This is a genomic window from Heyndrickxia shackletonii, assembly GCF_001420715.1.
In the GTDB taxonomy this organism is placed as follows: Bacteria; Bacillota; Bacilli; order Bacillales; family Bacillaceae_C; genus Margalitia; species Margalitia shackletonii.
This window is the reverse complement of record NZ_LJJC01000004.1, coordinates 2,800,990-2,814,923: the sequence shown is the minus strand read 5'-3', so window position 1 is coordinate 2,814,923 and position 13,934 is coordinate 2,800,990. Positions and strand designations below refer to the sequence as shown.

At 33.1% G+C, this 13,934-nt stretch carries 16 protein-coding genes; 9 read left to right on the top strand and 7 right to left on the bottom strand.

Going from position 1 to position 13,934, the window contains the following annotated elements:
* Positions 1-274: 274 nt before the first annotated feature.
* Both AN964_RS13395 and AN964_RS13390 read right to left on the bottom strand, forming a co-directional pair.
* Positions 275-721: an SgcJ/EcaC family oxidoreductase gene (locus AN964_RS13395; protein WP_055740161.1), complete on the bottom strand. Its 447-nt coding sequence runs from the start codon at positions 719-721 to the stop codon at positions 275-277.
* 19 nt (positions 722-740) lie between these two features.
* On the bottom strand, positions 741-1,316 hold the full coding sequence (locus AN964_RS13390; protein ID WP_055740160.1) for a PadR family transcriptional regulator: 576 nt from the start codon (positions 1,314-1,316) through the stop codon (positions 741-743).
* A gap of 303 nt (positions 1,317-1,619) precedes the next feature.
* On the opposite strand from AN964_RS13390, the gene AN964_RS13385 reads away from it, so the two are divergent.
* The 4 genes from AN964_RS13385 (at position 1,620) to AN964_RS13375 (ending at position 4,243) form a co-directional block, all read left to right on the top strand.
* Positions 1,620-2,132 (top strand): DUF3189 family protein, encoded by a 513-nt coding sequence (locus tag AN964_RS13385; protein ID WP_055740159.1) that lies wholly within the window; start codon positions 1,620-1,622, stop codon positions 2,130-2,132.
* Positions 2,133-2,393: 261 nt separating this feature from the next.
* Positions 2,394-2,525, top strand: a complete 132-nt coding sequence (locus tag AN964_RS27305) for a hypothetical protein (RefSeq protein WP_268888327.1) — start codon at positions 2,394-2,396, stop codon at positions 2,523-2,525.
* Positions 2,526-2,941: 416 nt separating this feature from the next.
* Positions 2,942-3,286 (top strand): cupin domain-containing protein, encoded by a 345-nt coding sequence (locus AN964_RS13380; RefSeq protein ID WP_055740158.1) that lies wholly within the window; start codon positions 2,942-2,944, stop codon positions 3,284-3,286.
* Between the two features lie 393 nt (positions 3,287-3,679).
* On the top strand, positions 3,680-4,243 hold the full coding sequence (locus tag AN964_RS13375; RefSeq protein ID WP_055740157.1) for a GNAT family N-acetyltransferase: 564 nt from the start codon (positions 3,680-3,682) through the stop codon (positions 4,241-4,243).
* A 249-nt stretch (positions 4,244-4,492) separates the two neighbouring features.
* On the opposite strand, the gene AN964_RS13370 is transcribed toward AN964_RS13375, so the two are convergent.
* Positions 4,493-5,251, bottom strand: a complete 759-nt coding sequence (locus AN964_RS13370; protein WP_055740156.1) for a metallophosphoesterase family protein — start codon at positions 5,249-5,251, stop codon at positions 4,493-4,495.
* A 254-nt stretch (positions 5,252-5,505) separates the two neighbouring features.
* Between AN964_RS13370 and AN964_RS13365 the strand changes: the two genes are divergently transcribed.
* The 5 genes from AN964_RS13365 to AN964_RS13345 all read left to right on the top strand — a co-directional run bounded on the left by AN964_RS13365 (position 5,506) and on the right by AN964_RS13345 (position 9,570).
* A complete protein-coding gene (locus AN964_RS13365) occupies positions 5,506-5,892 on the top strand; it encodes a RidA family protein (RefSeq protein ID WP_055740155.1) in 387 nt (128 codons plus the stop codon).
* 360 nt (positions 5,893-6,252) lie between these two features.
* Positions 6,253-6,690 carry an SRPBCC family protein gene (locus tag AN964_RS13360; RefSeq protein ID WP_055740154.1) on the top strand — a complete coding sequence of 146 codons (438 nt, stop codon included), beginning with the start codon at positions 6,253-6,255 and terminating at the stop codon, positions 6,688-6,690.
* A 228-nt stretch (positions 6,691-6,918) separates the two neighbouring features.
* Positions 6,919-7,797, top strand: coding sequence for a S16 family serine protease (locus AN964_RS13355; protein ID WP_055740153.1), 879 nt, complete (start codon positions 6,919-6,921; stop codon positions 7,795-7,797).
* 116 nt (positions 7,798-7,913) lie between these two features.
* Positions 7,914-8,945 carry a S66 family peptidase gene (locus AN964_RS13350; protein ID WP_055740152.1) on the top strand — a complete coding sequence of 344 codons (1,032 nt, stop codon included), beginning with the start codon at positions 7,914-7,916 and terminating at the stop codon, positions 8,943-8,945.
* 142 nt (positions 8,946-9,087) lie between these two features.
* Positions 9,088-9,570, top strand: coding sequence for a DinB family protein (locus AN964_RS13345; protein WP_055740151.1), 483 nt, complete (start codon positions 9,088-9,090; stop codon positions 9,568-9,570).
* 187 nt (positions 9,571-9,757) lie between these two features.
* Here the strand turns inward: AN964_RS13345 and AN964_RS13340 are convergent, their stop codons facing one another.
* The 4 genes from AN964_RS13340 to AN964_RS13325 form a co-directional block, all read right to left on the bottom strand.
* Entirely contained in the window at positions 9,758-11,086 is a 1,329-nt protein-coding gene (locus AN964_RS13340) for a sensor histidine kinase (protein WP_055740150.1), read from the bottom strand.
* Entirely contained in the window at positions 11,064-11,774 is a 711-nt protein-coding gene (locus AN964_RS13335) for a response regulator transcription factor (protein ID WP_055740149.1), read from the bottom strand. The genes AN964_RS13340 and AN964_RS13335 overlap by 23 nt, the downstream gene beginning before the upstream one ends.
* A gap of 805 nt (positions 11,775-12,579) precedes the next feature.
* Positions 12,580-13,074 carry a hypothetical protein gene (locus AN964_RS13330; protein ID WP_126649496.1) on the bottom strand — a complete coding sequence of 165 codons (495 nt, stop codon included), beginning with the start codon at positions 13,072-13,074 and terminating at the stop codon, positions 12,580-12,582.
* 32 nt (positions 13,075-13,106) lie between these two features.
* Positions 13,107-13,853, bottom strand: coding sequence for a YqjF family protein (locus AN964_RS13325; protein ID WP_055740148.1), 747 nt, complete (start codon positions 13,851-13,853; stop codon positions 13,107-13,109).
* Between the last annotated feature and the right edge of the window lie 81 nt (positions 13,854-13,934).

The following is a 13,934-nucleotide window of genomic DNA, read 5'->3' as shown; positions in this document are numbered from 1 at the left end:
ATTAATTTGATCAATTTGTATTTAAATAACTTTATTATAAGTGAATTTTTCCTCATAAGAACGAACTGTGGTTTTATGAAAAACGGAAATATAATATTTATTAAAAATTTAGAGCAATGGACTTTAGAAATAATTCAACAATGGGAAAGTGATTTTATTAAGAAAAAAGTCATTTTATATAACATGGAATGTGAACAAGAAAAGCGTGTTTTAGCCATTCGTTTTTTCAAAAACACGCTTTTTAATTATGAAGTTGGTTTTATCAAACTTTATTTTATTTATTATTTCTATTCATAAACCATTTGATTATAAAGTTTGGTTCCTTTATGCGACAATTATGGAACGCTGAAATCTTCCACTCCTCATTTTGCTTTACAAGCACATTAGTATTAATGGATTCTCTATTTTTAGGATAATCTTTTTGTTTAGGCATTTTCGTGTTTCCAATACAATGTACAATTGCGATGTTTTCATTAATGAAACGTATGCTAGTTATTCGCCCTTGCATTTGTGAACCCTTTAAAATCCCATTGAATAAATTTTGGTGGGAAATCTCCACTTCTTTCTTGCCTTTTAGATGTTGTCCAAAGAAGGTGACATAATCTACTTCTTCAGTAAAGCAATTCGCAAATGCTTTGCCGTCACCACTACTCCATGCAGAAAACATTTCATTAAATAGCTCATTAATTTTTTCTTCTTCTTTTGACCATTTTTGAGTCATTTGTTATTCACGCCCTTTTTTATTTTTCATTTTTAATAGATGTATTAATCTGTTCCTTTAATTGATACGACCACTGCAATTCAAGCTCCCATTGCTTCAATTGAAGTTCCATTAAACTGCGAATTGTTCCGTAAAATGAAGTGTTTTTCATCGATTCGACTTGCTCAGGGTTTTCATCAAACTCGAATTGTTGTTTTTTTATATGATCAATAGCTTTTTGACAATATTTTATATAGTGGTTAACTAAATAGTACTGGTCCTCTTTACTTAAAAACTCCATGGAGATTGCTTTATTATGAAAAATTTTTGAATAGTTCCCTGGATTTTTTTCAGTGTCCATCATCAATTCATAAAAGCGCGCTTTCCCCTTTGTAGTAATTTGGAAAGTGCGAGAGGGTCTTTCTGTTGGAAATGGAACTTTTTTTGGATTCGCTTCTTCTATTAGACCTGCTTTATCTAGTTTGTTTAACATCGTCGAAAGAGTTCCTCTGCTAACACTTTCCCAAGGACCAATTGTGTCATTGGCTATTTTTGAAATAAGATATGCATGTAAGGGGAATTTCATTAATAAAGACAAGACAAGAAGTTCATACAAAGTTATTACACCTCATTTCTTTTAGTTTTAACAAAATGGTTTTAATAAAACTATAAGAGGTTTTTTGACTGTTGTCAATAAGAAGAGAAAATTTATTTTAAATTTTATAAACAATGGGTTTGATAAAGTGTTAACAATATCTAAATGAAGGATTTAATACTGAACTAAAGTAGCATGCTAGCTATGTACGATGGGATGTATCAATAGAGAATTAATGAAAAGTACGAACAATAAATAAAATTGAATTAGAAAAGGGATAATAGACCATAATAACTTTAGATAAACCATATTAGGGATGATAGCATGATATATATCTATAATGATTATGGTGGAACACATACCACATCTATGGCTGCGGCATATCATTTAAAACAATTACCGCAATCGGAAAAAAAACTAACCACAGATCAAATATTAAATGTGAAATATTTTAATAAATTGACGAAAGAGGATTTTGGAAAACTTATTTTCCATGGAGTTGATGAAGATGGAAATTCCGTGTATTCAATTGGACGAAAAAGGAACAAACTTGTTGTTAAAGCATTAAAAGAATTGACTTTATTACTGGAAGATAAATATCAATTCAACGAAAAAATCGTTTTTTCCAATACCTCACCGACAGTACCAATCGCAATGTCTTTTGGTGGATTTTTCTCCAGAGGATTAAAAATTGATTTCATCGGTGTCCCATTGTTAGTAATGGGTGCCAAACAGTGTTGCGATAATATTTTTCGGTTAGTTGAAAATACGAAAAAAATTGGGAAAGCTGAAAACGGGGAAAAAGTGATTATCTTACAAAATGATAACTTTAAATAATTCTCCATCTTTAAAGGAAACTTACTCCATAACAGTTAATTAATATTCTTTTATCATTGATGCTTCCTGTGGCCACTACTAGTGGCTTTTTCTTTTTGAAGTCTTATGGAAATACACTTAATGAGTAGAAAATTCGGGATAGGAGTTTCCAAATGACACACCGACTTCCAGTCCAATTTTCATAAGCATAATGTAGAAGTCACATTTAGTTATATAAACCAATTCCGATGCTGGAAGCCTTATTATGAATGGGCTGCCTGAATGGAGATGACAAGCGGGTTTCCACAAAGTATTATGTTAAATGGAATTTCAGCTCACGGCATAATAACAAAACAACTGTTGGAAGAAAAAGAAATCTATCTGCTAATTGGCCGTATCCCTCGATTACATTAATATTGGATTTATTCTAACTGGAATTTCTAAGGAAAATTGTGAAAGAAATGTACTCAATAATATGTAAAAGATTTTTTGTAATTTTACTGTACTGAGAGGAAGATTAGCAGAAGGTAATGAAGGAAAAAGGTGTAAGTTTATGGAATATAAATCTATAAATCCTAATGATAAGAAAGTTTTATATTAAAAAGACTATATTAATAACTGGAAATCTGCAAGGATAGTAGCTTATATTCCACACTTATCAAACTGGTAATTTTAAAATTATTACTGAAAATAATGTATGGAAAATAATTTTCATTCAACAAAAGTAATGAAATTCACATGGCAGGCTAGCATAAAAACAAATTATGATTACTGTTCATTATGTCATGAAAAAACGAAAATAACAAAGTTGTTTGTTGGAGGTAAAATCTATGGAATTTTATAAATTTAACAAAGAAGGAAGTAATGAAATTGGAAATTATCATTCAAAATCAGCTTTTTATTCAAAAATATTAAAAACAGAAGAAGCAACTAATATAGGCTTTATCCATATTGAACCTAACGGCATTGTTGGTTATCATGAGGCACCTGTTCCACAATTATTCGTAGTAGTACAAGGGGAAGGATGGATAGCAGGCGAAGATGAAAAGAGAATTACTCTAAAAAGTGGAGAAGGTGTATTTTGGAAAAAGGGTGAGGGACATGCATCAGGGAGCACTAAGGGTATGACAGCTTTAGTTATTCAATCAGAAAGATTACCGAATCCATACCTGTAATTAGATTGTATCTTTCTGATCTATAAATTAGATTGACTGTATTAAACCTAGTATGGATAGTAATGGATATTTAAGTTCTCTATACTATATTTTCTATCGTGATGCATGGATGACAGTCGGGTGAGTTAATCCAAAAAGGATTATCTTACATTCATCGAAGAGGTCAGATAAGGAAGAAGGAAATTTACTATAAGGAAGTTGGCAAGTGAGACTTATAATATAGTATTTTAGACTACGAATGAAAAAACTGATGGATTAGGGGGGGAAGTACTGCAAATTTATAATATAGCAGCTCTTTTGTTTATTCACTTACGAGGTAGAATACTATAGTAAGAAGGAAATAAGAGTAAGTTTATAGAATGAATTAGGATAATTTTTTTAGGGGTTGAAATGATGATTTATTGTAAAAACGAGAAATCAATAGAAACGGATAATTTACTTCTACGTCTATTTAAAGAATCCGATGCAGAAGATGTTTGCCATTTATGTAATAATTATAATCTTTATAAGAATACTTTATATCTACCTTATCCCTATTCAATAGAAGATGCATTATCCTGGATAAAAAGTCACCTTGAAAATTTTAATAATAATAAGAAATTTGAATTCGCCATTACAGATAAGATTACTGGAAATTTATATGGAGCAATCGCATTAACTAACAATCAAAATGTTAATAATGGTGAAATTGCTTATTGGGTTGGAGAAAAGTATTGGGGAAATGGTTATGCTACGGAGGCTGCAAAATCTATACTTGAATTTGCTTTTATTGAAAAGCAATACCATAAAGTATTTGCACGTCACTTTAGTTCAAATCCAGCCTCAGGAAAAGTTATACAAAAAATAGGTATGAAAAAAGAAGGCGTCTTAAGAGAACATGTCATGAAGGAAAACCGATATGAAGACCTTGTTTATTATGGGATTTTTAAACATGAAGCCAATTACCTCTGTAATTAAATAACGTTATTATAATTTATGTGTAAAACCATAAAATATATATTTAAAATAAAACAACCTTATTATATGCGTACAAGAAACTATGGAGTTTATAATCACTCCATAGTTAGGTTTCTATATTTATTTTTGATCTTCAACTTAGGTTCTAGATAAATATATTTTTAAATCTTTTTAATGCGTAGTGTTTAAAATTGTTCTAGCATCAAGAATCATAAATTCGTATAAAGCTATGTTATTCTAAAAAACCACTCATTTCTTCATTGCCATACGTTCTAATAATTCAGTCGCTTCTTTAGCAGTTGGTATATTTAGTAAGTTTTCTTCAACAAACTCATTTGCTTGCGGGTCTTTGCTTGTTATAATTTCTTTCGCAGCTGACTTAAAATCGTATGTGGTCCGACGGAATTCATAACCTTTTGAGCAAAGCAGTAACCAGTAAGCTCCTGGCTCTTCAGCAAATGGCATCCCTACGCTTCCAGCATTGAGAATACGAATATTACCTAATTGTCGTTCAAATTGGATATGGGTGTGTCCACATATAACAAACTTTTGTTGAATATCTGCAAAAATATTTGTAAGCCGTTCTTCTGTGGTAATAGGTGTAAAGATCTCCTCATCACTTCTTGGTGTAGCATGACAAAATAGAATATCTCCCAATTCATCCACTTTAATTGTTAGGGTTTCTGGTAATTCAGATAAAAAATCTCGATGAGATCTAGTTAATTGGTCTGCAACCCATTGGGTCTTTTGGCGACCTTTTTCAGACATAGTTGATGGAAGGGGCTTTCTATCAAAAGCTGTAACCACTTCCCTGTCTCCATTTCCACGAATGAAGCGTATCGTGTCGGTCAAAGACAATATTCGGTCCAATGTCTGCTTAGGCATGGGCCCTGAAACGATATCTCCTCCAATAATAATTAAATCTGGTTTGATCTCTTCTAAGTCGAGTAGTACCGCATTCAGAGCTGGCAAATTTCCATGAATATCATAAAGGGCTGCAATTTTCATCTTCTTACCTCCTTATTAATAAAAAACATTTTTGTTTAACAGAGGAATTGAAATAAACTGTCTTTATAATAAACGAATTATATAGCCAAATAGATACGGGTATTAACGCTTTTTTTGTTAAAGATATTTTACTTAAGGGAAAGTTGGCACAATTTACGTCGAACTAATCATTAAAGAATATTGTTAAACTGTTTAACTAGGATTTCTAAATATTTATAAAAATCTGTATAATATGTTTAAAGGAGGCAAAACAAATGCAAATAAAAAAAGCAAATCCAGAAAATGTTGCACCCCCAATTGCACAGTATCATCATGTAACCGTTATCCCTAAAGAAGCGGAATTGGTTGTATTATCTGGACAAGTCGGTAATGACAAAAACGGTACTATACCTGACGATATTGAAACTCAATTTGTCAATGCACTAGAAAATATTAAATCGATACTAAAAAGCGAAGGCATAGACGTTACTAATGTATTTAAAATAAATATTTGGTTAACCGAAAGTATTAATAGGGAGCTGTACTTAAAAAAGTGGAGTGAATTCCATAAACAGTCGCCACCTGCTACTACCTTGGCATATGTTGCAGGGTTAGCCCGACCAGAAATAAAAGTAGAGGTGGAAGCTTGGGCCGCGAAATAAAAAATAGATGTTTCTTGAAAAATTGGTACAAAATTAAATAAATATGGTGAAAAGTCCTTGAACCCCATATCATAGAGATAATTTGTTATCTCCCGAGCTATTGTTATTTGTTATTAATAAATAGCTTATTATATCTAGAGGGAAAAATGAGAAGGATTTTTAATTTTAGTTTACATAACTATATTATTAGCAATTTCAAGGTGTGTAGGTCTCTATATGTCGTTACCAAAGATGCCATTAGATAGTTAAATGGGTACCTACGTTGAAACAGAGAAAGTTGTAGTGGAATCATTATGCAAAAAATTTGGTCTACAAAACACATTATGTTTTAAACATGATAACTACTAAGGATGAGAAGGAATGGCTACTATTCGTAAAGAAATCGTAATTAAGGCAAATGCTAAACATGTTTGGGACGCAGTAAGTGATATCGGTGCCGTACATCAAAGGTTTGTACCAGGGTATACTTTGGATACACGGTTAGATGGTGATGATAGAATTCTATTTTTCCCGCATGGAGGAGTAGTACGTGAACGGATTGTTTCGGTTGATGAAGGAACACATCGCCTTGCTTATTCGGTTATCGAGGGAAGTAATCCACCCTTAATTCATCATCATGCTTCTTTTCAAGTTTTTGCAGCGAATGATAACGAAAGTATACTCGTCTGGATCACTGATTTTCTACCAAAACATACAGAACCTGAAATGAGAATCCGCATTGATCGAGCATCTCAAGTAATAAAGCAGACAATAGAGAATGAAGTGAGAAAAAGTAATCCCATACAAGAGGAGAAATGAGAATAGAATGAACAGAACTTATAACTTTATCCCAAAAGATTGCTAAGGAGCAATCTTTTCTTTATTACTGATAGATTTAAGGATGTTAAAACAAATATTGTACTAAAATTATTGTGTTCGTTTTATTCAAGGAGGATAAATCCTTATTATTGTTGAAGTTTCTCCTAGTCCTAAAAGGATAGTTACTTTAATAAAAATAATTTAGAGAAAAGGGGGTATGTGTATTTAATGAATAAATCAAGTTTCATAATCGGTGTTTTAACTATTATTTTTTATCTTTTATTTTTACTTTTATATCTTCAAGATGTCATCAATGAATTTGTTTTTGTATGTATATTGTTTCTTAGTTTAATAATTTTGCTAATAAACTTAATCGTCTTTCGAAAACAACGTGTTAATAAAAGGAAAATCACGATTGCCACTTTTATTATCTTCCTTCTATTCCTCTATGAGTTTCCACTAGCATTGATCTACAATCCTCCAACTTATCTAGCTAATATATATAAACAGCCAAGTGAGGTATTAGAAGGTTCCGGAATTTTTTTAGTAGGGGTCAGTCAATTGAATTTAACCGAGAAAAGTAAACAGGATGTTATAGAGCTTTTATCCAAACAGCAGGCTGATGTTCTATCTGTTGAAGAAGTGGATAATAAAATGAAATATAGCAGTAAAAATAGCCAAATTCTAAAGTGGCTTCATCTTCAAAAAGAACCGATAAAACAAATGGGCGAAAATGTGAATCAATATTTAGGGCAAGAAGAAGAATTTGTTAGTAGTTTTACAAAACAATCAGACAATGCAGGGAACAGTGCTGGACTTGGTTTGGCATTATCGGGTCATATCAAAAATGGTGACTTTCAAAATCGTTTGCATATAGCGGTTACTGGGGCAATTAATGAAAATGGGGAAGTTTTATCCATTGGGTATATGAAAGAAAAAATTCAAATTGTTGAAAAGACTCGAATTCCATTTATGATTATCCCGAGTGAAAATGCTGAACAAGCGGCAGCAATACAAAAAGAATTAAAGGCAAACGTCGAAATTTTTGATGTAGCACATGTTAATGAAGCTATTCAATTAATTCAACATTTAAATGACATACATTAAATTATCGTATTTTGAAATTAGTTTTTAGAAAGGATTATTGCTTTTTTTGTAGAACAATAGAACAATGCGGATATTACAAACGAAGCTAATCGAATTATATGAAGGTGGGAATCAACATGTTAATAAAGCCTAAGAAATTACAGCCGGGAGATGTTGTTGCAACAGTAAGTCCTTCTTGGGGTGGGGCTGGTGAACCAGAACTGAGATGGCGTTATGAACAAGGGGTAAAGAGACTTGAAGAAGTTTTCGGACTAAAAGTTATCCCGATGCCGAATAGTTTGAAAGGGGCAGAATATCTTTATAATAATCCTCAAGCCCGTGCTGAAGATTTGATGACTGCATTTAAGGATGAAAATATTAAGGGGATTATAGCAAATATTGGTGGAGAAGATAGTATTCGCTTACTTCCTTATATTGATTTTGATGTAATACATGACAACCCGAAAATTTTTTTGGGTTACTCTGATGTGACCGTGTCCCATCTATTTTGTCATAAAGCGGGTGTTTCTTCTTTTTACGGTCCTGCGATTTTAACAGATTTTGCTGAAAATGTTGAGATGGATCCATATACGATTGAAATGGTAAATCGAACGCTCTTTTCAAATAAGATTATTGGGGAAATTCAGCCTGCTAAAGAATGGACGAGTGAGCGTTTAGAATGGATAGAAGCGAATAGGGACCAACGTCGGACTATGCAGCAAAATTCAGGCTATGAGGTACTTCAAGGCTCAGGAATAGCAAAAGGACATTTAATTGGAGGTTGTATTGAAGTACTAGAGTTTGCAAAAGGAACAGAACTTTGGCCAGATAAGAAATATTGGAACGAAAGTATTCTATTTTTTGAAACATCTGAAGAAAAGCCGGATCCAAACCTTTTGAAGTATTGGCTGCGAAATTATGCTGTACAAGGAATCCTGCAAAAAGCAAATGGAATCATTTTTGGCAAACCACAAGATGAGATGTATTACGAGGAATATAAAGCAGAAATTCAAAAAGTCATGAGGGAATTTCACTTGGAAGATCTGCCGATACTATATAATTTGAATTTTGGTCATACCGAACCGAAATTTATATTACCATATGGTGCAAAGGCAGAAATTAATTGTGATAAGAAGACTTTCACGATTTTAGAAAGTGGAGTGGAATAAAATTAAAAATGTAGAAGGGCACAATTCGTTATTAATTGGTTAATTTGAGATATTCTTTTTGACTGACTGTAAAAAGTTTAAATTACGATGAGATAATTACAGAAATGAAAGAAATTACATTCTTTAAAAGGAGTGTAGCAGTATGTTTCATGTAAAAGATGTATTGTCTGACCAGCTGTTAGCTAATGCAAATGATCCGAGTTGGTATGTCCCATTTTCAGAATCTGTTAAAAATTTGACAGTGCAAGAAGCTTTTTGGAAGGGGAGTAATGAAAGTAATAGTATTGCCGAAATTGTACAGCATTTGCTTTATTGGAATGAAACGTGGCAAACAAGGTATAAAGAATCTAGTGTTTATGCCGTTTCGTCGGTTGAGAATAATGAAAGGACATTTATAGTTTCAAAAGATAAAACATTTATTGAACTTCAAAAACAACTTTTAGATGTTCTATTGCATTGGCAAGAAATAATAACGAAAGAACAACTGGAAAGCGATGTTCACGGGTTCACTGATGCTAAATGGTGGCAAGTATTAGCGAATGTAACGACCCATAATGCATATCATATCGGTCAAATTATATATATTCGGAAGTTGCAAAAAAGCTGGAATAGTAGCATTAAGTAAGATATTTATTTAGAATTTAGGAAAGGATGAGTTTAAGAAGATTATAGATGATAGCGAATTGTTCTTATTTAGAAAAAGATACAAGGGTACTATATATGCAAAGCATATATAGTACCCTAAATTTAATAGAAAAAGGGGACAAAAAACTCCAAGTGATTTATGTTTGGCAAACATAATGCTGGAAAGTTTAACTTTGTACATTAAAAGCTATGGGAATCCATCCAGCGACAAGCGCACCACCATCTGTATGGTTTTTGACGGTTAGGTCTCCTCCATGCCGCCTAATAATTTTTTGTGAAATTGTTAACCCTAAACCAACTCCGCCTGTCGAGCGATTTCGGGATACTTCTCCCCGATACAATGGTTCAAAAACATGTTGTAGTTCTTCTGAAGTGAAGCCCCGACCTGAATCCTGAAAAGTGAAGGTAACCCTCTTTTTATCCTTGTAGCATTGGACAAGAATTTTTCCATTGATGGGTGTATGTCTGATAGCATTGTCCAATAAGTTATTCATAGCACGTTCCAATAAATACGAATCACCCATTATCATACAATCATCTTTAAAATCTTTCATGATTATAGAAATATTTTTTTGCTGGGCTCTAAGACTCAGGCTGTCTATCGATTTCTCCAAAACTTGTTTTAGGTCAATCGAATTTTTATTAAGTTCCATCTCTAAATATTCCATCTTGGTATAAGTGAAAAGCTCTTCTACCAGTCGGTCTAATTGGGCAGACTTTTCCTTACAAATCTCCAAATACTTTGCTTGTTTTTCCGGAGAATGTGCAATGCCTTGCTCTAGACCATCCAAATATCCTCGTAAAGCAAATAAAGGTGTTCGTAAATCATGGGCAACGGAAGAAATGACAAAACGCCGTTCTTCTTCCATTTCTATTTGTTTCTGAAAAGATTCTTTGAGACCACGCACCATAACATTAAATCCATCACCGACTTCAGCAATTTCAGTGATCCGCGCTACAGGTAATTGAACGTCCAAATCTCCTTTAGCGATTTGTCGAGCGGCCAGGCTCATTTTTTCGAGTGGTTTGAGAATGAATCTACGCATTTCAAATCCAACAATAAAAAAGGCAAGCAATAGCCCAGTGAATGCTGCAATCATCTGAAATAATTTTAAATTGGGTAAATAGAAAACTACCTTTCCAAGTACCTGTCCATCCTCTATGATGGAAAACTGTTCAGTTGTCTTAATTGAGTGGTTCTGCTTCGGTATGAAACGAAAAACCTCCTGATTAGAGGCAGATAAAATACTTACACCCATGTGCGTTTTCTTTAATTGGCTTTTCAATTGGTTTTGCCATTTGGGGCTATTCCAGTTCTTCGTATTTGTTTCTATAAATTGAACGGATTTATCTAAGTTTCTTTGCTGAGTTTCGTTTTTTCCGAGACTGAGTGTTTTTGTGTCTATAAAATGCGCAATTACAAAAAAAAGCCAAGGCAACGTAAGGATAATGAAAAGGCTTAGTATAGTAAATTTACGAATGCGAATTGTTTTCATTTGCTTCTCCTGTGAATCGATAACCTATCCCCCATACGTTGATAAGATATTGCGGAAGGTTCGGATCAGATTCAATTTTCTCCCGAAGCCGACTAAGATGGACACGAACAGTGTGTTTATCACCAACTCCTTCCCAAAATTTCTCCAGTAACTGCTCATATGAAAAAACATATTTTGGATGTTCAGCAAACAACCGCAACAATTCATATTCTTTCGGTGTGAGCGAGATGTTTTCTCCGTTGATAAATACCTCTCTTGTTGATAAATCTAAGGTAAGTCGTCCATAATCCAATATTCGTCTATTGGATTCTTGTTGGGAATTGGAGCGTCGTAAAACGGCTTTAACTCTTGCAACAATTTCTCCGGGTGAAGCGGTTTTGACAATATAATCATCTCCGCCAAGTGCCAGTCCGCGAATTTTATCTACATCATCACTTCGTGCACTTAAGAAAAGAATAGGTACGTTGCTTTTCTCCCGAATCTTCCTACAAAACTCGAAACCGTTTTGTCCGGGCATCATAATATCAAGAAGTATACAGTGGATTTTACTAGTATGAAACATTTCCAATGCTTGATTGGTGTCATAAGCGGTTTTTACATGAAATCCGTCATTTTCCAAAAAATCCTTCATTAACTCTACGATGCTTTTGTCATCGTCCACAACAAGAACAGTATGTAATTGATTCATGAAAACCTGCCTTTCTGCTGATGAATCTAAGATCTTATTTCATTATTCGAAATTTAATTTTAGTTTATCACTTTTTTTGCAAGGAACAAGATAAACCATATGTTTTGTGATGGCTTGTTGATAGTTTTGTGACTATTTTTTGCAACTATTGCCGCTTTGTTTGAGTGGAATGTTCAAATTGTACTGTTTGGTGGATTAGGTTTATTAGATGCAATTGCACCTTCCCGAGGTGATGAAAAATCCGGGTGAGGTATGAAAAAAAGAATAACAATGGATGAAAATCATGGGGAAAATGATGAAAAAAAGCAATCAAACTGTTGAACTTTTTAACGAGGTGTATCAAGACGAGGTAACTATGGTAACTCAACGATTTCTTCTAATTAGATTCTGTATACTTAGGCAACCCCCGCCTATAGCTATTATTAGATTTAAATTAGCATCGGATTGAAATTTTAATATTGGACTTTCCCTTCAAATTAGAACTAGAAACAGGGAGGTTCAATGAGCGCTTTTAAGTGCCCCTTACCAATTCTCCATACAATAGGGAGTTGTGTGAAGTGCTGTTATTTGATGGAAGGTCGGATTCATCTTTTGAATTATATATCATGGATTTTTCAAAAATGGCATCATGAAATGCCATTGTCCACTAGCAAAAATAAATTTACAAGGATAAATAAATTAAAAGTACAATTTCTTAATTTTATTACTGAGAAATTGCACTTTTTATTGCAGTTATCCACGGCTGCGTCATTATAATCATCCTACATTGCAAATCGCTTTTTCTTAACTTCCTTTAAAGTATTTTTTAAACCTCATCTTGATTTTTATAACTTGCTGCTTTCTTAATGGATTTTTCTACCATGTTTTGAAAGCCATAGATAACAATTGCCAAGAATACATTAATACAATACCAAGTAGTGTGTTTCATTTTGATAAATTTTACGATCCTAAATTTACTCCCAATGTAAGGCATAGGAAATGCGTTAATTAAATCCAATACCGCATTTGTTGTTAAATACTTAAAGAATTTCCCATATGTAAATCTAAATATCCAAAGTGTTGCTACAAAATAAGGACCCAATATATATGTGAAATCTATAGGACCAGGAGATAGAGGATTATTCGTTATCCACCATTTTTTCTTATTACAGATTAGACTAAAAACACTTAAAATTAAGTTAACAAAACTCGCTACGGGTAAAAACCTAAAAAAATTCCTTTTTCCCATAAAAGGGACAGTTAGCCAAGGCAAAATTAATGTTGCTAAAGCGAATGCCATTTTTTTATTATGCTTTACCAATTAAGCTCCTCCTTAAATTCGTTATTTTTTCACTAGATGCGTAATTTTTTTATATTCCACATAAGCGAATCTACACCGGTGGAATAATGAGCAATTGGTTTTACATTCGAAAAGTCCAAATTAAAAGGTGTAAAAAGGGTATTCCTGTCTAATTCAATCTCTGCTTTTTGTAACGGCCAAGGCTGATGGTGTATATCACCGCAATAGATGTTGACTCTGTTATTTGAACTATAGAGACAATACCGTTCAGTGAGCCAATGATCCAAAGTTCCTTCTTTTGGATAATAAACTTCCGATACTGGACTATATTTGCCCTTTAATGATATTGAAGGATTCTCGGTTCCTTTACGAATACTTTGAAAAGAATAGGTTTGTTCTTCCTTTCGTAAAGAAATTTGCGCCGGATGATAGGGTAAACGATACCAGCGCTTTGCTATTTTTAAGGATGCCCAGTTCTCAACATCAATAGACATAAAATAAATACCGGGTTTTCCTTCGTAATTTACATACGTTCTGACATTGATTTCCGGAAAAATTGGGGTTAAGGAAACAGATGATATTCTAAGGGGAAAGATTCCTTCTAAAACGAATAAAATGATCCCTAACCATGCAGTGCCATTAAAGGTTTCAATTTGTAATGACTCAGGAATATGTGGCCTAAGTTTTTCAAGTGGGATCGGCCAATGTAAAAACAATACATTTCTCCAAGTTTGTCGCATAATCCACTTTTTAGAAGGTATTGGATAAGGGCGGTGAATACTATCATTCAATAAGTTCAAAAAAATAACCTCCTTCTTACGTGGAGTAATCATTAAATTTAAAATCAACAATGGTTGTTGTGCAAATTTGAAGATCTTTTA